Origin of the sequence: Arthrobacter sp. Cr_A7, assembly GCF_029222765.1 — a bacterium.
GTDB lineage: Bacteria > Actinomycetota > Actinomycetes > Actinomycetales > Micrococcaceae > Arthrobacter.
In genome coordinates, this window is record NZ_JARHXQ010000308.1 from 37,082 (window position 1) to 59,033 (window position 21,952).

Here is a 21,952-nt window from a genome sequence, read left to right on the forward strand (position 1 = left end):
GAGTCGGGCAGAATCAGGAACGGGTATTACGTGAACCACCACCTAACCGGCGTCCCGCCGTCAGGAGCAGCAGCATGATCGGCATCTGGGCACTCGGCGCCTACCTTGCCGTGATCCTGCTGTGGACCACCGTGCTGAAGCGCAGCGTGGGGGAGGCCATGATCCTCGGTTTCCTCGCGGTGCTCCCGTTCACCGGTACGGCAGCGGCCCGGATCGGTTTGGATGCGCTGTACTCCGCCATCACCGACGAGATTGTCTACGCCACCATGGCGTTCGTCTTTATGGGCTACCTGCTGGACAGGACGGGAGTGCTGGACCGGCTGATCGACCTGCTGAACTCACTGATCGGCGGGGTCAAGGGCGGTCCGGCGTGGGTGTCCACGGTGGCGTCGGCGGGATTGGGCAGCGTGGTGCACAACCAGGCCGCCATTGCCGCCACGGTTGGCTCGGTCACCATCCCATGGATGGAGAAATCCAGGCTGGACAAGCCCGCGGCAGCAACCCTGGTGGCCGGCAACGCGGGGATGGGCATCACGTTCCCGTTCAGCGCCTCGATGTTCGTCCTGGTCGGGTCCGCCACCGTCGGGCCCCTCCTGGACATCAACGCACTGGTCCTGCCGCTGCTGTTCGGCGGCCTGTGGTGTTTCCTGCACCGGCTGATCGTCACCTGGCTCCTGATCCGCAAGAGCGGGATGGCGCCGCTCGATGCAGCGCACCGGCTGTCCGTCCCGGCGGCGTTCGGCCGCGGCTGGGCCACGCTGCTGCTGTTCGTTGTGGTGGCCATTCCGCTGGTGATCACCTCCGGCGCCATCGCCAAAGCTCTTTCGGACTGGACCGGGGGAGATGTCACCAAGGCTGTCAGCGTCATTGTGTGGATTCCCGTGGTCCTCATCATCACAGGCCTCCTGCTGGGCCGGAAGAAGCTGCCCGGGGATGGGCGGGCGTGGTGGGCGCTGCTGCAGGACTCGGCGCCGCGCTTCGGGATTGTGGGAGTGACCGTGGTGTTCGCCTTCGCCGGTGCCAACGCGCTGGCAGCCACCGGGCTGCCGCAGCAGATGACGGAACTGCTGAACGGGATGAACCTGCCGCTGTGGCTCCTGGCCATCCTGATCGGGCTGATCGTCATCGCCGTGGCCGCACCGCTGTCCGCCACGGCCACCATGGCCGCCGTCGGAACCGTCGGCGTCGCTGCCCTGGTGGCTGCCGGCGTTCCGGCAACCACGGCCGCTGTGGCCGTCCTGGTCTTCTCCTCCTGCGAAGCGGCGGTCCCGCCCGGGGGCGCCCCGCTGTACGTGGCGTGCGGCATCGCGGATGTGGACCCCATCACAACGTTCCTCCGGCTGCTGACCCACTACGCCCTGCCGCTGCTGGGTATCGGCGTCCTGATCATCCTCGGCATCCTGCCCATCTAAGGACTACCACCATGCACACCATCCGAAGGGCCATCGAAGTCCTCTTCGTCCTCACCCTCGCAGCGCTGCTGCTTGGCGGCATTGTGTTCGTGGCCGGGCAGGCCATCGCGCTGGCGGCCGGCCAGGGGCACTGGCTCACACTGCTCAACGACACCATCAAGGCGCCCATGTGCATCGCGGCGTCCATCTGCGCCATCGCAGGGTTCCTGCTCAGCTACAAGCGCCACGAGAACCAGGAACAGCCACAGGAAGCAGGGGCCCGGTGAGTCCTGCCGCCGAAGACGGACACTACCCGACGTTCGCCGGGCTGCTGGAGCGGGAGGGGGCCCTGGCGGGCACCTCCTGGGGGCTTTTTCCGGACGCAACCCGCGGGACGCCGTCGTTCATTACTCCGCAGGCGATGCTGGAAGCGCGGAACTGCATCCGTACCGGCCGCGCCTTTGGCCTGGACTATCCGGCCGAGGCCTTCGATCCCGGAATGTCCCTCAAGCGCGGCGCTCCCCGGCACACCATCTACTCCGCGCACCCTGCCCACCGCGACGACTTCCTGGACGGGTACTACCTTCAGGGGTCCACGCAGATCGACGGGCTGCGGCACCGCCGCGCGGACGACGTGGGCTTCTACAACGGCACACCGGACCACCGCATCAAGGAGGGCACGCCGGACCTTGGCATCCAGGAATGGGCGGACACCCCCATCGCGGGCAGGGGAGTGCTGCTGGACCTCGCCGGGTACCGGGCCGGTCAGGGTGCTCCCATTGACCATGCCGCAGGCGAACCACTGGGCCTTGACCTGATTGAGGCGGTGCTGGCAGCCCAGTCCGTGAGCCTCCGGCAGGGCGACATCCTGATGCTCCACACCGGCTGGTGCGAGTGGTTCCTTGGCCTGCGGCCGGAGGACAAGCAGCGGATGCGGGAGAGCCGGCGGGCTACGGGCGTTGCCCAGTCGGAGGAGTTTGTCGGGTGGGCCTGGGACCACCGGCTGGCGCTCCTCGCGGCGGACAACTTCGCCTTCGAATGCCTGCCTGCGCTGCCTGCCAGCCCGTACCGCGAATCGGCCCCGAATGACCATGGCATGATGCACCAGCAGCTGCTCGCCAAGCTGGGCATGCCGTTGGGGGAGCTGTGGCGCCTGGGACCGCTGGCCCGGCACATGCGCACTACCGGCCAGTGGGACGCGTTCGTCACCATCAAGCCGCTGAACGTCACCGGCGGGACCGGATCACCCGCGAATGCCACAGCCCTGATGTGACGCTTGCCTGAACGTGTCCCCTGAGCGTGTCCCCTGAACGACGCCGCTACGGCAGCCGGGTAGGCCGCAGGAGGCTCGGAACGCCGGCCTGAGCGCGGTCCAGCGGAACGGGGCTGACGAGCACCGCAGGTCCCCGGTGCAGCAGGCCACTGGACAGTGCCCGGCAGCGGATGCCGCCCCGGCCCCGCATCGCTGCATGGGCGCCCGGTGCCAGCACCTCATTCATCCACGCGCACGGGTGCGCGGGACGGCCACCGTGGAAATGGACCAGCGACCCGTTGGACTCCAGCGCGAAGTCCGCACCCACGAGCGGAGCCAGCTGGGCGCCCCGGAGTATGACGTTCCGCCGGGTGGCCAGCGGGTCAAAGGGTCCGGCGCCCAGTTCAGCGGCGATGGCTTCGAGGGATTCGACGGCGAACAGGGTCACCGCCGCGTCCATGTGGGCGGCCTTGCCGAAGAACCGGTCGCCCACAATCCCCTTGCCCGCCACCACCTCAGCCTGGGCGGCGTCAATGGTGGGAACATCCGCAGGCCCGTCCTTCGCCCGGCCGAAGTAGGCGTGCGAGGGGGACACCAGCAGGTGCAGGATCTCGACGCCGTACCGGTATGTTTGCCCAGGCTCAACCACCGACATAGGCCGCCAAATGCTCGCCGGTCAGTGTGGGCCGCGCCGCCACAAGCTCAGCCGGCGTGCCCTCGAAAACGATCCGGCCGCCGTCGTGCCCTGCTCCCGGCCCCAGGTCGATCAGCCAGTCGGCGTGCGCCATCACCGCCTGGTGGTGCTCGATGACGATCACCGACTTCCCGGAGTCCACCAGCCGGTCCAGCAGGCCGAGCAGGTTCTCGACGTCGGCCAGGTGCAGGCCGGTGGTGGGCTCATCCAGGACGTAGACGTCGCCCTTCTCCGCCATCTGGGTGGCGAGCTTGAGCCGCTGGCGCTCGCCGCCGGACAGCGTGGTCAGCGGCTGGCCCAGGCTGAGGTAGCCCAGGCCGACGTCGTCCAGCCGCTTGAGGATGGTCCGCGCCGGAGGGGTCTTGGCCTCGCCCTCGGCGAAGAAGCCGGCGGCCTCCGTCACGGACATGTCCAGCACCTCGGCGATGTTGCGTCCGCCGAGCGTGTATTCCAGGACGGCGGCCTGGAAGCGGCGGCCCTCGCAGTCCTCGCACGGCGACTCCACTGTTGCCATCACGCCCAGCTCGGTGAAGATGACGCCGGCGCCGTTGCAGGTGGGGCAGGCGCCCTCGGAGTTGGAGCTGAACAGGGCCGGCTTCACGCCGTTGGCCTTGGCAAACGCCTTGCGGATAGGCTCAAGCAGGCCGGTGTAAGTCGCAGGGTTGCTGCGCCGGGACCCCTTGATGGCGCCCTGGTCGATCACCACCACGCCCTCGCGCTTGGCCACTGAGCCGTGGATCAGCGAGCTCTTTCCCGAGCCGGCCACGCCCGTCACCACGCAGAGGACGCCCAGCGGGATGTCGACGTCGACGCCCTGGAGGTTGTGCGTGGAGGCGCCGCGCACCTCGAGTGCCCCGGTCGCCTTCCGGACGGTCTCCTTGAGGGAAGCGCGGTCGCCGAGGTGCCGGCCGGTGATGGTGTCACTGGCCCGGAGGTCCTCCACGCTGCCCTCGAAGCAGACTGTGCCGCCGGCGCTGCCGGCACCCGGCCCGAGGTCGACGACGTGGTCGGCGATGGCGATGGTCTCCGGCTTGTGCTCCACCACCAGGACGGTGTTGCCCTTGTCCCGCAGCTGCAGCAGCAGCTGGTTCATCCGCTCGATGTCGTGCGGGTGGAGCCCGATGGTGGGTTCGTCGAAGACGTAGGTGACGTCGGTGAGCGAGGATCCGAGGTGCCGGATCATCTTGGTGCGCTGCGCCTCGCCGCCGGACAGGGTGCCGGCCGGCCGGTCCAGACTGAGGTAGCCCAGGCCGATGTCGGAGAACGAGTCGAGCAGGTGCTGGAGTCCTTTAAGGAGGGGAGCCACCGAGGCGTCCTTCAGCCCGCGGACCCACTCCGCGAGGTCGCTGATCTGCATCTGGCACAGCTCGGCAATGTTCTTGCCTTTGATTTTCGAGGACAGTGCTTCCTTGGTCAGCCGCGTCCCCTCGCATTCGGGGCACAGCTGGAACGTGACGGCCCGCTCCACGAAGCGGCGGACGTGCGGCTGCATTGCCTCCACGTCCTTGGACAGCATGGACTTCTGGATCTTCGGAATGATGCCCTCGAAGGTGAGGTTGACGCCCTCCACCTTGATCTTGGTGGGCTCCGCGTAGAGCATCGTGTCCAGCTGCTTGGCGGTGAATTTGGCGATGGGCTTGTCCATCGGCAGGCCCATCCCCTCGAACAGCCGGCCGTACCAGCCGTCCATGGAGTAGCCCGGAACTGCCAGCGCGCCCTCGTTCAGTGACTTGCCGTCGTCGTACAGTGCTGTGCGGTCGATGTCGCTGACGTTGCCCATGCCCTCGCACCGCGGGCACATGCCGCCGAGGTAGACCGCCTGGCTGACCACGGCCTTTTCCACCCGGCCGCCCTTGTCCGTGGACATCACGCCGCTGGCTTTGCGGGTGGGCACGTTGAAGGAGTAGGCCGTGGGTGGGCCGACGTACGGGGTGCCGAGGCGGCTGAAGAGAATGCGCAGCATCGCGTTGGCGTCGGTGGCGGTGCCCACGGTGGATCGCGGATTGGCACCCATCCGTTCCTGGTCGACGATGATGGCCGTCGTCAGGCCTTCGAGGAAGTCCACCTCGGGCCGGGCGAGGCTCGGCATGAAGCCCTGCACGAAGGCGCTGTAGGTTTCGTTGATCATCCGCTGCGATTCCGCGGCGATGGTGGCGAACACCAGGGAACTCTTCCCGGACCCGGAGACACCCGTGAACACGGTCAGCCGGCGTTTGGGCAGTTCGACGCTGATGTCCTTGAGATTGTTTTCCCGCGCACCCTGCACGCGGATCAGGTCGTGGGTGTCGGCGACATGTGTGCCGTCCGAGGACCTGCTGGTGCTGGTGGCCGTATCCGTGTCCGTGCTCATCGGGTCTCCATCTGTCGTGCGGCGCGAAGGGGAGGCTGCGCTCGCAGCCTCCTTCGGCGTCGCTGGTTATCAGCCTAAGGCTGCTGGTTGATGCGGACGGTGTTGCCGGCAGGGTCCCGGAAGGCGCAGTCGCGGATTCCGTAGGGCTGGTCGATGGGTTCCTGGACGACGTCGGCCCCGCTCGCCTCAACCTGGGCGAAGGCGGCGTCCACGTCGGGGGAGGAGAGGACCACCGTTGCGTAGGTGCCCTTGGCCATCATTTCGGCGATGGTGCGGCGTTCGTCATCGGTGACGCCGGGGTCCGCGGCCGGCGGGTACAGGACGATGGAGACGTCCTTCTGGCCGGCCGGGCCCACGGTGATCCAGCGCATGGTGCCGCGCCCCACGTCATTGCGGACTTCGAAGCCGAGGGCGTCGCGGTAGAACGCCATGGAGGCGTCCGGATCGGTGTGCGGAAGGAAACTTGAGCTGATGGAGATGTCCATGGCAGTCATGCTAGTTGCGGCTCCGGGGCGGGTGCTTCTCGATTCCTGACCGGTCTTGACACCTGCTTTTCGACGCAAGCGGGGATTCCCGCCGTCGCGCGTTCCGCCTCCTGTTTATAGGCGCTGGGCGGCATGCCGACCAGTTCGCTGAAGCGGGTGCTGAAGGTTCCCAGCGAGGAACAGCCGACGGCGAAGCACACCTCCGTGACGGAAAGGTCGCCTTTGCGGAGCAGTGCCATGGCCCGCTCGATCCGCCGGGTCATGAGGTAGCTGTAGGGCGATTCGCCGTAGGCGAGCTTGAATCGGCGGCTGAAGTGGCCCGCGGACATGTGGATGTCCTTGGCGAGGGATTCGACGTCCAGGGGCTGCGCGTACTCCCGGTCCATCCTGTCCTTGACGCGGCGGAGCTGGGTCAGTTCGCGCAGGTAGGGGTCTGTGGGGGTCACACCTCAGATCGTGCTACCTGGCCGGGGAGATGTCCAGATGCACGGCTTTTTTGGCCTCTTTATCCCGCTGTTTGCGCATGGTAATTTGACCGTCTCACCCCGCTTATAAGGAAGCGATCCAAGGAGGAGGCCAAGTCATGAGTGATACCCATTCTGCCGGCGCGAACGTGGACGTCGTGGACATCCTGACCGCTGATCACCGGGAGATGATCGGACTGATCGCGCAGATCCACGCCGCGCCGGATGGAACCCAGCGCCGGGACCTGGCGGATACCCTGATCGCGGAAGTGATGCGCCATGCCGTGGCGGAGGAGATGTTCGTGTACCCCGCCATCGAGGACCACGTGCCCAACGGTAAAGAGGAAGTGGAGCACGACAAGAAGGAGCACGACGACATCGTCAAGCTGATGAAGCAGCTGGAGAAAGCCGAGCCTTCAGAGCCGGCCTTCATGGACCTGGTACGTGAGCTTGAGGGACAGCTGACGCACCACGCGGGCGACGAGGAGTCCGAACAGTTCCCGAAGCTGCGCCAGCACATTCCCCGGGAGAAGCTCGTGGAGATGGGCGAGAAGGTGGAGAAGGCGAAAAAGCTGGCGCCCACCCGGCCGCACCCCAGCGCGCCGCATTCGGAGCTTTTCCACAAGACGGTGGGAGCGGGTGTGGGCATGGTGGACCGGCTGCTGGACAAGCTCACCGGCCGGAAGACAGGCTCCTAGGACCGGCGGATGGAGTGCGTTGTCCTGTACAGCCTGGCCGAGGGCATTGACCGCTCGCGCGTTTTCGAGACGTACCCGCGCCATCAGGCCTACTTCGAAGCGTTCCATGCCGACGGCGGCGGGCTGATCGCACTGGGCCCGTTCCAGGCGGACGATCCGGCCGGCGCCTCGATGGGGATCTTTTCTTCGCGGGCGGAAGCGGAGCGGTTTATTGGCGGGGATCCGTTTGTGGTGGAGGGCCTGGCCCAGCCGCGGGTGCTGGAGTGGGACGCTGTGCGGTTCGACTAAGGGTTGTTGCTCCGTGGCTTTGTCAGGGTGAGGGCTATGACCTTCCCGCGGGTTTGTCGGGAAATGGTGGTTTCGGCCCTATTCTGACGGGTTTTTGGTGGTTCCCTGACGTCAGGTTGGGATGTGCCTCAAGATGACCCCGGTGCTCTCACCGTTCCCCGGCAGCAGCGCTAACCCTCCTATGCGCTGGGGGAGCATCGAAGATCAAAGCTCGTCCGTCAGATCATCAACATCGACCCAGAGCGGACAGGGCCCTCACCTGCGGAAACTCAGTTTTTTCTCTGTGTTTCTTTGCAGCGAATTTCCTCATCCAAGATTACGATTACGTCGTTGATAACACTAAATTGGGGGGAAATTGCTAGTTAGAAAAGCATGCGCGCAAGCAACTTGTATTGCCCTTGCGGCAGGGGCGTTCACCGTTGCATCAGCCTTCAGCACCGAAGCGCGGCCGGCAGAAGCATCGACGCTTCAGCAAACAGTAAGCAATTTGCAGGTGCAACGAAATACTCTCGTAGACCCAAGTGCGCATTCTGTGGCTACGAGCAAGAAGCATTGGGCCAGTGGTTCACTGGAAGCAGTGATCGTAGAAGCCGCGGACAACTACGCTATCGCTGCAGCTGGGCCGCTTGCACGCTTGAAAGGCATTCCGCTACTGCTTGCTTCTGCAGATGATCCGGCAAACGTGCAGGATGAGCTCAGGCGGCTTGGAGCGACGAACGCCATCTTGATTGGGCCTGGATTCAACCCGCGTACATTGCTGCGGCAGGCGATAAATGCTGTTGTCACATCGCAGACCTGGACGTCCGGGCCCGGACCCGACGAGATGGACAGCCCAGTTGCTTCGCTATTCCCAGGCACTGTCGAGGAAATCTACATTACAGACGCTCTGGATCCGTCGGACCTAGCTACGGCATCAGCGGCATCAAGCTTCCAAAAAGTACCTCTCTTCACCGTTGGGAGTGCGCTGACCGATTGGGAAAAGGGAGAACTGGCGCGGCTAAAGCCAAAGAGGGCCCACTTCATCGGCACAACTAGTTCGGCGACGCAGACGGTTGCGGACATTGAGGTCCTTGGAATACCTGTTAGCCCTGTCAGCGGAGACTCTGCCGCTTCTAGAAACGAAACGGTAGTGCGGAGTTTGCGTGGGAGGAACCTAGACGACCGTACGCTCGTAGTGGGTTCCCAATTGGGATCCACTCAGCTACTCGTCTCTTCCTTCGGCGCAGCGATGGAGGGTACGGTTCCCTGACTCACGCCCGATTCCAACTCTCTTTTGGGACCAATCAAAGAGGAAGCCTCATCATGGGGACCGGAACTGCAGTCGGCAGTAGTAGTTGGTCCTCCGTCCGTTATCTCCGACACGTATCTAAACCAACTGCAGGTAGCAGTGCGCACCCCGCGAGCAGCGGCTGGTGCATTCCATGTAACAGGAACGACCACCAGTCCCGACGGCAGCGGGTGGTTTGAACTTTCAGCGCAGCCTAATGCTGCACGATACAAATTGGTGGACTTAGCCGGCACCACCGTATACAGCGGAACTTCACCACGCTTTCCTGTTCCTTCTGATGGAACCACGTTCAAAGCTTCGGCTCTCGATTCAGCCGGCGCCATCTTGGCGGAGCGCGACGTGCGGGTGGCAATCAACCCTGACGAACCGGATAGGAAGACAAAAGTTGTCAGCAACATCTGATGGCAGCGTCACGAAGCTTGAATGGTCCGAGGGAAGCGCTGGCGCCAGGGCGCGTCACGTGACCCGCCATGAAATGGTCCGGGACGCTCAGGGGCAACTTGCCATAGCTGGTACCACTCAACTCGGGGGCACATGTGCGACAAGTTTCACCGACGCATCTCGCCCATCAGGAAAAGAAGTTATCTACGAGGTTTCTCAATACGGCACGAACACGGGCAATTTTTGCTCAGTGGCCACACCTGCAACTTCAATTCGAGAGCCTCAAGTTGATTTGACTGCCCTGCGCATCCCTGCCGTATCCTCTACGGCTACGATTCAGTCTGAATCCGCTACAAGCCCGGGTGCACCGACCCCCACAATGGCCGAAAAGAGCTTGATGGCGCTAAAGGCTAAGTCAGCTTCAGGGGGTATTTCCACAGAATCATTTGGAACCAGCGCCTGGACCTTTCGCTATCAGACGTTTATCGCTGACCGCTACGCGCGCCCGGCTTGGTACGACACGCAAACCTTCGGCGGAGATAATCGGGGATTCGGAGCTTGGCATGACTCGTTCAGAACACGCGCTGACATGACGTTCTACTTTGACTCGCGCTATTCAATCCAGTCCATGCACTTTGGTAAAGCCACGGGAATTACCAAGGAGTACCACTGCACGCTTCATAGCTTTAATAACTGCTCTTACGTGAAGCAAGCCCAAGAGTCCACGGATGGTATCAGGATCATGGACAAACGGGCCTATGGCTCTTATCGTGTTGCACGAATCGAACACGACTCCGCCATCCCAATCCGACCTCACGGAGCAATGTGGGGTGTGACACCCACGCCAGGTATCACTTACACCATGGATGTCCTCTACTGGCCCAACGGGTTTAGCGTAACGGGTTTCCACGATGGCGCCCCATCTCATGAGCTATGGGGAGGATGGGTTCCGGGAGAGTATATTCCAATCATGACGCATAACAGAGCATGCGATTTCGGCCTCGGACTCGGTGGATTTTGCAGAGTGAATTTCAACATCAAGATATGAGTTCGCTACATGGCAAGGAAGCAATGCATAGCGAAACCAGAAGTAAGACCTGGCTGCAGCCGTGGATTTACGCTGCAGCTGCTGCCCAGGCCCTTCTATTCAACTCGCTGCAGAGTGTCCTGGCTGCAGACACAACCGATAACTTGGTTTCCACTGTCGTGACCGCGTCAGCGGCCTTACCCGCGCTTTTGCTCATATTTGGATTTAGGCCGGGTATCCGAAGGGCAGCCACCGGAGGAGCGCTTGTCACGGCTGCATTGGTAGTGGGTCTAACGGGAGGTTTGACTACTTACATCTATGTTTCGATGCTCCTCATCCCAGTCCTGACGGCAGTCCTCCTTCCGAGTACAAGACTGCGCCCTTGGAAAAAGGTTGCTCGTCGCCTACTTCTTGCAGCGGCAGTCGCCGCCCTGTTTTTCGCCACCATGATTTTTGTCCCCTACCCGCTAGGTTGGATTGTTGCACTGGCACCGTGGCTCGGACTAGCAGGAGAAGAGGCTCGTTCAAGGCATCAGCTGTTACTTCCAATAGGAATCGGTATCTTATACGGCTTCTCCCTTGTAGCCTTGGGTCCATTCTCATCCGGAGCTATCGTGTCTGGATGTATCGGGTTCATAGGTCTTTCCGCGCTGCTACTTCTTGGGAGATCGGAATCTGGCACCAACCCATCCCCGTACAGTATCTGAGGAAAAAGCACGTTCACTAATAGGGCAGATACGAGGCTCATGTTGCCGATGCGGCTTCATGGGACCTCGTACGTCTAGGTTCCTATGCTAGGGAAATGCGCGAAAACACCAACCTGAAGGGTCTCGTTTCATCTGTTTTTACTCGTCCCACTCAAGAACCGATAACGGATATTCGGTCAAGTAGCTATCGGGTAATGCCAGGAAGCAGGAGCCGTGTGAGGGTTCCCCGCACGCCTTGCTCATTAAGGTTTCTCGGGGGTCGCCTCGCCTTAAAGCAGCGTTGGACAGGGTGGCGGGGAGCGCGGGCAACTTGGGGTGCCGGTCTGGCGTCAGAATAGCGCGAAATTCCGCATTGTTGACGGTGGTTCATGATGTTCTCAGATCCCACTTTGACAGTTGGGGGGGGGCAGGAAACCGAGCTGCGGTAGCCCGAAAACCACAAAAATAGTCCGAAGAATCGGGTCTTGATGGAAGTCGCTTAGCCAAGGGGCGGGCGATCTCACCTCCTGCGGTTCGTCAGGTGTCTGAGAACCAGACCGGAGCTCCACCAACGGGCAAGTCTTCCCACGTCAGGCGCCCCGACGTCATGTTGGGGTGTAATTGAACCGATGCAGATGCTGTTACATGCGTCGTCCTCGTATTGGCGTCAGTGCGTGAACAACACCTATAGCGGTGGTGTTTTGCGACTGCGGACTAGACCAGAATTTGAGGCTCTGGCGCTTAGGCCGGCGCCCAGGAAGCGCCGCCGAGCAGCCCGCCCGGCGGCGCTTCGTGTTGCCGATTGGAGTCGGCGTTACATGTCAGCCGAACACTGCAACGGGTGCGCCGAAAAGTGTTTCGTCTGGCTCGATTCCCAGGCCCGGGCCTTGCGGGAGACGGATGTGACCGCTTTCGATGGTGATCCCGCCGCGCGGGTCGTAGTGGCCTTCTATGTAGGGTTGGGCGATCCAGACGCCTTCTTGGAGTGATGGTCGTACGGTGGCTCCAAGATGGGCGCAGGCGGCGGCAAGGATGTCGCCGCCCCAGGAGTCGTCGGACGTGTGGGGTGTGGAGTACGCCTCGCACACATCGCGGATGACCGAAGCGGGGTGCAGGCCGCCGACGCGCGTGACCTTCAGGCCGAGTCCATCGCACTGGCTCTTGGCCACAGGACCGACCGCCTTCACGAGGTCCGTGGTGATCTCATCAAGGTAGATTGCGTGGTTCGTGCGCTCACGCACCGAGAGTACCTCTTCCATCGTGTTGCAGGGCTGCTCCATGATGAACGGGATGTCGGGGCACTCCCGGCTAAGCCGCAACGCATCACGGACCGTGAGTCCACGGTTCGCGTCGACGGCGAGGCTGATACCTCTACTTCCCACGCGTTCCCAGACTTTGCGGATCGTCTCAATGTCGAGCTCGATGGGGCGCCCTCCGACTTTGAGCTGCAGGCGCGGATATCCCTCAGCGGCCTTCTCAGCCGCACGCTCTGCGACGATGTTCGGTTCATCGACGGCCAACGCGTAATACGAGGGGATGACTTCGGTTTCTGCTCCGCCGAGCAGGTCAGCGACACGGACGCCGTAGTGCCGGCCGGTAACGTCATGCGCTGCAATGTCGATCGCAGCCTTGGCGTAGCGGTGCCCGTTGAGCAGTTCGTCCATGCGCCGGTGGAGCCGCACGATGTTCGTCGGATCCTGGCCGATGAGTCCTTGTGCCATTTCGGAAAGCGCGGCGCGGTTGCCCGCGGCGTGGTGCTGTTCGTATACGGGACCCACGGGGCAAGCCTCACCCCATCCGACCAGGCCGGTGTCGGTAGTGATGCGCACCAGGGTGGTGTCGAGCGAGAAGACCTCGCCGTGCGACATGCGGTACGGGCCGTTTTTTACCGGAAGGTCGTGCGCGTAGACCGCGATCTCTGTGATTTTCACCGGGTTCTTGTCTCCTAATGTCTTAACTTCTTGTGTGGTGCTGGCGTCGGCTAGGACTCGACGGGCGGTGGCACGAGCACGAGCTTGCCGGGGAATTTTTTGGAGATGAAGTCCTCCTGTGCGCGGTGGATTTCGCTCAAGGGGTAGGTCTGGGAAACAACAGGGTGGAGCTGACCGCTGTTGATATAGCGCACCACATTTTCGAAGACTTCGTCCTCTTGAAAGGTGCAGCCGAACAGCGACAGATCGTTCAGGTAGAGGGTGCGCAGGTCGATCTCCGAGAGCGGACCGCCGATGGCCCCTGCAATGGCATATCGGCCACCGCGGCGCAGCAGGCTTAGTAATTCGGACACGCCCGCGCCACCAACCACGTCGACCGCCACGTCTATCGAACGCGGACCGAGTGCTGCGAGCAGGTTCTCAGTGCGGTCGATCACCTGGTCCGCGCCGGCAGCGCGGACGACATCGGCTTTGGTCGTTGAGCAGATCGCGATAACTTCGGCACCCCGCAGCTTCGCCAGTTGCACGGCTGCAAGGCCAACACCGCCGGAGGCGCCTGTGATGAGGACCTTCTCTGCACCCAGTCGGACGCGATGGAGCATCCCCTCCGCCGTTGAGTAGGCAATCGAGACCGCCCCAAGCTCTACCGGAGAGAGATCCGAGTCAATTCTGTAGGCCTCGGTGGATGGAGCCACCGCGAACTGGGCGAAACCGCCGTCACAGTCACTCCCATAGGTCCAGCACTCGTAGGGGCGGCGGTCGACGTAGTGGCGCATTAAATTGCGCACGATGACGCGATTCTCTAGGCGACCCTCGTCGACGTTTTCGCCTACGGACACGATCCTTCCGTACACGTCTCCGCCCTGAATTCGCGGAAACGTCAGCGGCACCCCTGACCACGAGGCATCGTCGGCATCGGCGCTGGTGGCGTCTTGTGTCGCGGTCGAATTGGTGTCGCCACTGACGGCCTTCGAATACCAGCCGATACGCGTATTGATGTCCGTGTTATTGATTCCAGCGGCTTCAACCTGGATCAGTACCTCGTCGGCACCCGGCAGGGGTACGGGCACATCAGTGCGGTATTCGAGCTTCTCCGGGCCGCCATGGCCGGTCAATAGCACGGCGGCCATCGTCGTGGGCAGGGTCATCATTGATCCTTTCGCAGCTTTTCAAGGGTGTGCCCGTTGCTTCGGACGTCGGCGGTTCAAAATCATGCAACCAGGCGGGAATTTACTCTCCGTACATCAACGCGGTGAGGAAACTCCCAAGCCCTGGGCCAGAGGGAGATGGTACGTCTTCTCCCTCTGCTTTTGCCGGGTTAAGGTACTTAGCGCTGACATTTGTGGACGAATGCAGCCGACTCTCCCGTTGAACAGCCGTGGCTGTTGCGGAGATTGCCCCCATATTCCAAGACATAGGGATAGAGGCGTGTAGTGGGCTGTCAGTGTCAGATGCACCGGCCACGGTGCCGTGTGTTGTGCTCATCGCTACTTCTTTGCGCTGGTGACCGTCGAAGCTATTTTCCGGGCAGTATCTGGGCAAGAAATCGATCCAGTTCTTCATCCAGGGACGACGCGGCTTCATTTTCTGAAGACCATGATTGTCCCTGATCGAGGTATATGCCTTCCCAGGGGGAGCACGTAATCTGCCCTGAAAAGCCAAGGTCGTGCGCTGGCGGGGACTGATGCAGCGAGCTTTCCCCAGCCTGCTTTCGATGGGGCCGAGTAAGGGCGCTTGTGAGGGAGCGGTAGGTCAGAGACATCGTGTCTTCCTTTCGAGATCTTGGCTCGGACAGCATCGTCACCACTTAGGTGCGTTCATAAACTGAATAGATCGTTCATTGAATGAACAACAGCAGTATGACACGGCTCACGTGCGGAAGCAAGGGAATATGCTCCGCATGGAGTCCGGACGACGGGGTCATCCATGATTGAGAAACGGGCCGAAGCGCAGCCGGCCGATTGCTCTTGCCGGGGAGTGCGACATGAGGACGGAATCTGGCTTCTCAAGGCCGAAGTTCATTAAAAGTGACGAGCCAAAATTGACGATATGGCCGGCGCCACCCTACCTTGGTGTTCAACCGATAAATGAATTGTTCATAGGGTGAACGCACGACAAGCCGGAACGACTAGGCAGAATGTGTGTTCGACGTCCCCATCGACGCGCCCCATGCCGCAAATTCCCGTCGCGTCTGCTTGTTCGTCAACCAGCAAGGTAAGATCAACCGCTTTGAAGGCGCGGCCGGAACCTCGCGATCGTTTTGGCTCCTGAGTATTGGGTCGCGAAGCCCAGTTCACAAAGAGGTATTGATGGGTCTCCCGGAGCAGCTGGGCGTGGAAGTCCGTGTTCCGGGAGAATTCGTGAGCCCCTGCAATAAGGGGGTGCATGCCCCCCGCAAGCGGGCGGTATTTTTTGTTGGAGCGGCCGACTTGTCCCTAAGCCTGGGATTGACGAGGCAGCTTCTTGGACACCCTCGCGTATAAAATGAACACTGTGTTCGGAGTCGCCAGCAGGGTGGCTCTTTCAGAAAGGAAAACGAGTCCGGCATGGTAGGCGTAAGCAGCTTGAGGGGCTTCCATCCGATGGCAGCGCGGCGTTGAATTCGCAGACATCGCTTCCGGTGTGGGCAATGCAGCGCGTGGCGACAGTTCTCGAATTGGAGCACCGAAACCGAACACTCCGAATTGACGCCGTTAACTTGGCGAGGCGGACCGGTTTAAGCAAGAGTCTTGCGCGCCGATGCCTTAGGCAGCTGGAAAAGCAGAAGATGGCCTCCGATCGCTGATATCGCCCGGAGCGAACCGCGCAGGTAGGCTACCCCAGGCTAGGCCAGAACTTTGGCAACCTCTTCCGCCCCTTGCCTCAGCTCACGCTCAAAGTCAGGCAGCCGTTCGGTTTTCAGTCGCTGGACTGGTCCATTGATGACGAAAACGCCAATGAGGGTCCCTGCGGTGTCGCGCACGGCGCGGCCCATTGCGAATAGGCCTACTTCCAGTTCCTCATCAGTGACTGCGTAACCCTGTTCACGGACGCTCCGAAGTTCCTTAAGGAGTGCTCCCCTGCCGGTAATCGTGTTGGCGGTGAACGACTCCAGCTTTTCAGGGAGTGTGGTCTTGATTTCCTCATCATCGTGTTCGGCAAGGATGAGTTTTCCCGTGGCGCTGGCGTGAAGTGGGTACGTTCCACCCAGATACGTCTGCGTGGCGAGGTAGCGTGAGCCGGAGGCCTCGGCGATTACCTCGTGGTCCCAATCGCCGCGCATGATGACGAAGCTGAACGTCTCGTTGAGCCGACCGGCATATTCGTCCAGAACGGGTTGAACCCTGGCTACTGCTCCGGCATACGGATCAGCCAGCCTGCCCAAATGCGCCAGTTGCCACCCGAGCTTGTAGCGGTTGTCCTCGCGTTCGACAAAGCCCGTCTGTTCAAGGCTCAGGAGGAGTCGGAATGCGGTTGGGCGCGACATCTTCACGCTCTGTGCCAGTTCAGTGACGTTAATACCGCCGCGGTGGCGTCCGAGTTCGCGGAGAAGCACTGTCGCCTTCACCACGGACTTATTGATGAGGTCGAAAGGCTCGGGCGTGGTCTCCGCCCCTGAATCCTCCGGCAGTGCTTTCTGTTCCGTTGCCATTCCGGCTCCCATTCCGCCTCCGCTTGGCCCTAGGGGCCTCAATCCGATTGCTTCATCCATCCTAGGCCCTAATCACTTCTCGAACCGTTCGTTCAAACCAGAAGAGCCTATCTGTCGGAGGCGTGGTGAATCCGGAACAGCTCCCTCTTGACAGTGAGCCACGCAACATCTAAATTGAACGTAGTGTTCAATTTTTTGAACTTGTCAGTACGATGCCCCGCCGCGAGGCACAGTCCAAGGAAGTACCGTTGCCATGAAAAATGAACCCCTGAGTCTTTTTGCCTTCGACGTTTTCGCTCCGGCGCACCTCACTTCCGGATCCTGGCGCAACGAGGCGGACCAAGGCCACCGCTACACCGACCTCCAGTACTGGACAGGTGTGGCAAAGATGCTTGAGGATGCCAGCTTCGATGGGATCTTTTTCGCCGACAACGTCGGCTACCACGACGTCTACGCGGGTTCCGGTGACGAGGCCCTTCGCGATGCGGCCCAGTTCCCCATCAACGATCCCACCGTGCTCATCAGTGGCATGGCCGCGGTCACGAAGCACCTGAGCTTCGGGGTCACCTGCTCGGCAACCTACGAGCCGCCCTACCTGCTGGCCCGCCGCTTCAGCACACTGGATCACCTCACGTCCGGCCGCGTCGGGTGGAATATCGTGACCTCCTACTCGGAAGCCGCTGCCCGGAACCTGGGCAAGGAGCAGCAGCTCAGCCCCGAAGAGCGCTACGACATGGCCGACGAGTACATGGACGTGGTCTACAAGCTCTGGGAAAGCTCCTTCGAAGAGGACGCAGTGGTCCACGACGCCCAGGCCGGCACGTACGTGGACCCCGCCAAGGTCCACCCGATCAACCATGCCGGTACGCACTTCAACGTTCCCGGTTTCCACCTGTGCGAGCCCTCCCCGCAGCGCACTCCCGTGCTGTTCCAGGCCGGCTCCTCCTCCAGGGGCATGGCCTTCGGCGGCAAGCACGCCGAAGCAATCTTTATCCAGAGCACCTCAGTGGAAGGTGCCAAGCGCACGGTCGCCAAGGTCCGTCAGTCCGTAGCAGACGCAGGCCGGGATCCCCGCGACATCAAGGTCGTTGTCCTGCTGACCGTCGTCGTGGCTCCCACCGACGAAGAGGCACAGGCAAAGTATGACCAGGCCGTGGCCAACGCACCCATCGAGGGATGCCTGGCGCGCTTCAGCGGCTGGACCGGCATCGACATGTCCAGCTACGACCTGGACGCTCCGCTCAAATCCGTCGGAACAAAGGCTGCCCAGTCCATGGTGGACATGTTCTCCAAGGCCGATCCCGACCGGGACTGGACCCCGCGCCAGATCGCTGAGTTCCTCGCCGTGGGCGGCAGCGGCTGCACCATCATCGGCTCCCCGAAGACGGTCGCCGCTGAACTGCTCCGCTGGCGCGACGAAGCGGATGTGGACGGCATCAACCTCAGTTACACCACCAAGCCGGGCAGCTGGGAAGACTTCATCGAACTGGCCCTGCCTGAACTCCGTAACCAGGGCATCGTTTCCCCGGCACGCGCGCAGGACCAGGAACCCACAACACTTCGCGAAAAGCTCTTCCCGGGCCACCGGTACACCTTGGATGGTCACCCCGCCACCAAGCTCCGCACAGAGCGGCTCACGGGCGCCAACCACTGATTATTCCCCGCTGCACTGCACCAAAGAGGAGAGTTGCACATGGCTGAACACGCCGACGTGGTCGTCATTGGAGCCGGTCTGGCCGGCCTTATCACTGCCCGTGAGCTGAGTAACCGCGGCCACGGCGTGATCGTCCTGGAAGCACGGGACCGTCTTGGCGGCCGCCTGTACACCGAGCAGCGTCTTGGCAGGACGCTGGAACTTGGCGGGAACTGGCTGCACTGGACCCAGCCCCATGTCTGGGCCGAGGTCACCCGGTACGGCCTGGAGGTCTCCCGCGGCCCACGCTCAGAGGAAACCTACTGGCTGGCCGGCAACGAGGTGCGCCGCGGCAACCTGGATGATTTCATGAAGCTCATCGACCCGGGCATGACCCGGCTGCTCGAAGACACCATGAAGTGGCTGCCCCGCCCCGACGCACCGCTGACGGTGGAGAACCTGGCCGAGGTGGACCAGTACAACCTGCAGGAGATGCTGGACAAGCTGGACCTGTCCGAGGACGAGCGGAACGCGAACGAGGCTGCTTGGGTTGGCCACTTCAACGCACCGCTGGATCAGTGCGCGTACGTCAATGCGCTGCGCTGGACGGCCGGGTCCTCCGGGCACTGGCACCTGATGCACGAGGCCTCAGCGATTTACCGCCTCAAGGACGGCAACGACACCCTGGTAAACGCGATCGCGGACGACACGACTGCGGACATCCGCCTCAACACCCCGGTGACCAGCATCCGCCACGACAGCGAGGGCGCCACCGTCACCTACGGCGACGGCCGGGAAATCCGGGCCAAAAAGGTCGTCATCACCCTGCCGCAGAACATCCTGCACAAGCTCGATGTCCAGCCCGCGTTGTCCGAGGGCAAACTGGCCCCCAGCCGGGAAAAGACTGCCTCCCAGGGCGTCAAGGCCTGGATCCGGGTCAAGGGCCCCATCAAGCCCTTCTTCGCCTACTCGGCCCAGGACAAGCCGCTGTCCGTGATCCGCACCGAATTCATCGGCGACAACGACGCCGTACTGGTCGGCTTCGGAGCCGACGCAAACCGCATCGACGTCACCGATCCAGCACAGATCCAGGACGCCATCAAGGTATGGCGCGACGACCTGGAAGTCCTCGAAGTCACCGGGCACAAATGGGGCGAAGACCCCTACGCCGAGGAAACCTGGCAGATCCAGCGCCCCGGCCAGCTCACCAAGTACCACGCCGCCCAGCAGGCCAGCGAAGGCGCACTTCACTTCGCCAGCAGCGACACCGCCAACATCTGGGCCGGCTTCTTCGACGGCGCCATCGAAAGCGGCCTGCGCACCTCCCGCAACGTCCACGCAGAACTCAAGGAACAGCCATGACCGCCCCCCTGCTTGAAGCCCGCAGAATCGATTCGGACACCTACCGTTCCGTCATGCGCCACCTGCCTACCGGGGTCGCAGCGATCTGTGCCACAGACCCCGTCACGCGTGCGCAGAACGGGATGATTGTTGGCACCTTCGCCTCGTTGTCGATGGACCCGCCCCTGGTCACGTTCAGCGTCACGCATACTTCCACAAGCTGGCCGAAGATCTTGGAAGCGGACATCTTCAGTGTGAGCCTGCTTGCCGAAGACCAGCAGCAGGTCTGCCGTGCGCTATCCAGCAAGGGTGAGGACAAGTTCAGCAGCGTTTCGTGGTCCGAATCCCTGTGGGGAACGCCGCACATTCGCGGCTCCATCGCCTGGTTCGACTGCCGCATCGAACAGCAGTTCACCGCCGGAGACCACGCCGTCGTCATCGCCAGCGTGCTGGAAATGACCTCAGGTGAGGGTGCGCCCCTGATCTTCCACGGCGGCACCTTCGGGACTTTCTCAGAAAGCCGTCCCACCCCCCACTCCTAGACGGGCAAAGCCGCCCACAGTCGAGCCAATGAAAGAACCTGACATGGATATCACTCCTGCAACAGAAAAAACCCCGGACACGGATATAACGCCGGCCTTTTACCGACAGGTCCTCGGCAAGCTGCCCACCGGCGTCACGGCCATCACCGGAGTCAACGACGACAAAGAGAAACTCGGCCTCGTGGTTGGAACCTTCCAGTCGCTGTCCCTGGAGCCCCCCCTGGTCATGTTCTGCGTGGACAAGTCCTCCTCGAGCTGGCCGAAGCTTCGCAAGCTCAAAAACTTCACGGCCAACATCCTCGCCGACGATCAAATCCCCATTTGCCGGTCCCTTTCGCGCAAGGGGCCCGAGAAGTTTGAAGGCCTGCCCAGCACGGACGGCCCGCTTGGAACTCCTCACCTGGACGGCGCCATCGCCTACATCGACTGCGTCGTAACAGCTGAAATCGTCGTCGGCGACCACTACATGGTGGTCGGCGCCGTCACCCACATGGCCGAAGGCAGCGGTGATGCCCTGCTGTTCAGGGGCGGCAAGTTCGGCCAGTACCAGCCCATTGAAATTCCCACAGAAGCAGCAAGGAGCGCATCATGAGCACCAGGCAGGAAACCATCCTCAAGGCCTGGAACGGCGCGTGGGGGACCGGAGATCTGTCTTCCTTCGAGCGGATCCTTGCCCCTAACTACATCCGCCGGTCCAAGTCAGGAACCGAGGATTTCGCCAGCCTCCAGAACACCATCAAGGACATGCACACGGCATTTCCGGACTCCACCGTCGAGATCCTGCAGATGGTCGAAGACGGGGACCAGGTAGCGATCCACTGGCAAACCAAGGGCACGCACAAGGGCCCGTTCATGGATGTCCCTCCCACCGGCCGTCCCGTTACCGTGTCGGGAGCGTCATTCCTCCGCTTTGAAAACGACAAGCTCGCCGAAGAGTATGTCGTCTGGGATCCCCGCGAGCTTCTGTCAGCCCTCGGCATCTGGCACCTGGGCAACTGAGCACGACGCCTCACTGCTGAACTTCATCATCCGCGCGCCGGACACATTGTCGTACCCAGTCGGCGGCACCACACTTGAAAGGAATTACATGGCCATCCTGCTTGAGGATATTGCGGGCACACTCCGCACGGCACGGATCCAAGGCGAAGCCATCGCGGCTCCCACTGAATCCTGGCCAGACCTGGACGTGCACGGCGCGTTCGAGGTCCAGAAAATTAATGTTGAGCACGCCGTTGCCAATGGCGACCGCCTGGTCGGCTACAAGCTTGGCAACATCGCCAAGGTCATGCAGGACGCGTTTGGCCTGGACCAGCCTGACTACGGGCACCTGCTTGCCAGCACTTTCGCCTACGAAGGCACTTCGCTCGAACTGAACAAATTCATCGAGCCCTTTGTTGAACTTGAGCCGGCATTCCTGCTGCGTAAGCCCCTCCGCGGGCCGAACACCACCGTTGCAGATGTCATCGATGCCATCGAGTACGCCTTGCCGGCCATCGAAATCATTGACTCGCGGGTCAAGGATTGGGCAATCAGCCTTCCGGATACCCTTGCCGACAACGGCTCAACCGGTGCCATCCTCCTGGGCGGTACCCCACGGCGGGTCAACGAGGTGAACCTCAGCAACACCCGCGGTGTCCTGAACTTCAATGACCGGGAGATCATCTCCGGAAACACCCGCAACATCCTCGGCAACCCCTTTGCCGCTACAGCCTGGCTCGTAAACCGTTTGGCTGAGTACGACGTCGAGTTCCAACCGGGGCAGATTATCCTGCCCGGCAGCTGCCTCAAGGCAGTGCCGATGCGGGAAGCCGGGCACTGGTCCGGCACCTTCGAAGGCTGGGGCACCATCGAATTCGATGTAACCGCCTGA

The 21,952-nt window shown here is 62.1% G+C and carries 20 protein-coding genes; 13 read left to right on the forward strand and 7 right to left on the reverse strand.

The window, feature by feature from the left end; translation table 11 throughout:
• The first annotated feature begins 74 nt into the window (after positions 1-74).
• From P2Q66_RS18290 to P2Q66_RS18300, 3 genes are read left to right on the forward strand one after another with little or no spacing between them, the layout of a single operon-like run.
• Positions 75-1,412, forward strand: a complete 1,338-nt coding sequence (locus P2Q66_RS18290) for a TRAP transporter large permease subunit (RefSeq protein WP_275730416.1) — start codon at positions 75-77, stop codon at positions 1,410-1,412.
• A gap of 11 nt (positions 1,413-1,423) precedes the next feature.
• Positions 1,424-1,678, forward strand: coding sequence for a hypothetical protein (locus tag P2Q66_RS18295; RefSeq protein WP_275730417.1), 255 nt, complete (start codon positions 1,424-1,426; stop codon positions 1,676-1,678).
• Entirely contained in the window at positions 1,675-2,664 is a 990-nt protein-coding gene (locus P2Q66_RS18300; RefSeq protein WP_275730420.1) for a cyclase family protein, read from the forward strand. Before P2Q66_RS18295 ends, P2Q66_RS18300 begins: the two co-directional genes overlap by 4 nt.
• Positions 2,665-2,710: 46 nt before the next feature.
• Here the strand turns inward: P2Q66_RS18300 and P2Q66_RS18305 are convergent, their stop codons facing one another.
• From P2Q66_RS18305 to P2Q66_RS18320, 4 genes are all read right to left on the reverse strand, one after another.
• Positions 2,711-3,292 carry an MOSC domain-containing protein gene (locus tag P2Q66_RS18305; protein ID WP_275730421.1) on the reverse strand — a complete coding sequence of 194 codons (582 nt, stop codon included), beginning with the start codon at positions 3,290-3,292 and terminating at the stop codon, positions 2,711-2,713.
• Positions 3,285-5,687 (reverse strand): excinuclease ABC subunit UvrA, encoded by a 2,403-nt coding sequence (locus P2Q66_RS18310; RefSeq protein WP_275730423.1) that lies wholly within the window; start codon positions 5,685-5,687, stop codon positions 3,285-3,287. The genes P2Q66_RS18305 and P2Q66_RS18310 overlap by 8 nt, the downstream gene beginning before the upstream one ends.
• 74 nt (positions 5,688-5,761) lie before the next feature.
• Positions 5,762-6,181 (reverse strand): VOC family protein, encoded by a 420-nt coding sequence (locus tag P2Q66_RS18315; protein ID WP_275730426.1) that lies wholly within the window; start codon positions 6,179-6,181, stop codon positions 5,762-5,764.
• Entirely contained in the window at positions 6,178-6,558 is a 381-nt protein-coding gene (locus tag P2Q66_RS18320) for a helix-turn-helix transcriptional regulator (RefSeq protein WP_275730451.1), read from the reverse strand. Before P2Q66_RS18320 ends, P2Q66_RS18315 begins: the two co-directional genes overlap by 4 nt.
• Before the next feature lie 197 nt (positions 6,559-6,755).
• Here P2Q66_RS18320 and P2Q66_RS18325 point away from each other — a divergent pair, with 197 nt between their 5' ends.
• The 4 genes from P2Q66_RS18325 (at position 6,756) to P2Q66_RS18340 (ending at position 10,339) form a co-directional block, all read left to right on the forward strand.
• Positions 6,756-7,334 carry a hemerythrin domain-containing protein gene (locus P2Q66_RS18325; protein ID WP_275730428.1) on the forward strand — a complete coding sequence of 193 codons (579 nt, stop codon included), beginning with the start codon at positions 6,756-6,758 and terminating at the stop codon, positions 7,332-7,334.
• A gap of 9 nt (positions 7,335-7,343) precedes the next feature.
• Positions 7,344-7,622, forward strand: a complete 279-nt coding sequence (locus P2Q66_RS18330; protein WP_115524911.1) for a YciI family protein — start codon at positions 7,344-7,346, stop codon at positions 7,620-7,622.
• A gap of 577 nt (positions 7,623-8,199) precedes the next feature.
• Positions 8,200-8,871: a hypothetical protein gene (locus tag P2Q66_RS18335; protein WP_275730429.1), complete on the forward strand. Its 672-nt coding sequence runs from the start codon at positions 8,200-8,202 to the stop codon at positions 8,869-8,871.
• A gap of 799 nt (positions 8,872-9,670) precedes the next feature.
• Positions 9,671-10,339: a hypothetical protein gene (locus tag P2Q66_RS18340; RefSeq protein WP_275730430.1), complete on the forward strand. Its 669-nt coding sequence runs from the start codon at positions 9,671-9,673 to the stop codon at positions 10,337-10,339.
• A gap of 1,486 nt (positions 10,340-11,825) precedes the next feature.
• On the opposite strand, the gene P2Q66_RS18345 is transcribed toward P2Q66_RS18340, so the two are convergent.
• The 3 genes from P2Q66_RS18345 to P2Q66_RS18355 form a co-directional block, all read right to left on the reverse strand.
• Complete coding sequence (locus P2Q66_RS18345; protein WP_275730431.1) at positions 11,826-12,935, reverse strand: mandelate racemase/muconate lactonizing enzyme family protein; 1,110 nt, start codon at positions 12,933-12,935, stop codon at positions 11,826-11,828.
• 50 nt (positions 12,936-12,985) lie between these two features.
• Positions 12,986-14,086, reverse strand: coding sequence for an alcohol dehydrogenase family protein (locus P2Q66_RS18350; protein ID WP_275730434.1), 1,101 nt, complete (start codon positions 14,084-14,086; stop codon positions 12,986-12,988).
• A 1,673-nt stretch (positions 14,087-15,759) separates the two neighbouring features.
• Complete coding sequence (locus tag P2Q66_RS18355) at positions 15,760-16,566, reverse strand: IclR family transcriptional regulator (protein WP_275730436.1); 807 nt, start codon at positions 16,564-16,566, stop codon at positions 15,760-15,762.
• 253 nt (positions 16,567-16,819) lie between these two features.
• On the opposite strand from P2Q66_RS18355, the gene P2Q66_RS18360 reads away from it, so the two are divergent.
• From P2Q66_RS18360 to P2Q66_RS18385, 6 genes are all read left to right on the forward strand, one after another.
• Positions 16,820-18,220: an LLM class flavin-dependent oxidoreductase gene (locus P2Q66_RS18360; protein WP_275730439.1), complete on the forward strand. Its 1,401-nt coding sequence runs from the start codon at positions 16,820-16,822 to the stop codon at positions 18,218-18,220.
• Between the two features lie 39 nt (positions 18,221-18,259).
• Complete coding sequence (locus P2Q66_RS18365; protein ID WP_275730441.1) at positions 18,260-19,561, forward strand: NAD(P)/FAD-dependent oxidoreductase; 1,302 nt, start codon at positions 18,260-18,262, stop codon at positions 19,559-19,561.
• Complete coding sequence (locus P2Q66_RS18370) at positions 19,558-20,082, forward strand: flavin reductase family protein (RefSeq protein WP_275730442.1); 525 nt, start codon at positions 19,558-19,560, stop codon at positions 20,080-20,082. Before P2Q66_RS18365 ends, P2Q66_RS18370 begins: the two co-directional genes overlap by 4 nt.
• Positions 20,083-20,125: 43 nt before the next feature.
• Positions 20,126-20,674 carry a flavin reductase family protein gene (locus tag P2Q66_RS18375; RefSeq protein WP_275730444.1) on the forward strand — a complete coding sequence of 183 codons (549 nt, stop codon included), beginning with the start codon at positions 20,126-20,128 and terminating at the stop codon, positions 20,672-20,674.
• A complete protein-coding gene (locus tag P2Q66_RS18380) occupies positions 20,671-21,081 on the forward strand; it encodes an ester cyclase (RefSeq protein WP_275730446.1) in 411 nt (136 codons plus the stop codon). The genes P2Q66_RS18375 and P2Q66_RS18380 overlap by 4 nt, the downstream gene beginning before the upstream one ends.
• An 88-nt stretch (positions 21,082-21,169) precedes the next feature.
• On the forward strand, positions 21,170-21,952 hold the full coding sequence (locus tag P2Q66_RS18385; RefSeq protein ID WP_275730447.1) for a 2-hydroxypenta-2,4-dienoate hydratase: 783 nt from the start codon (positions 21,170-21,172) through the stop codon (positions 21,950-21,952).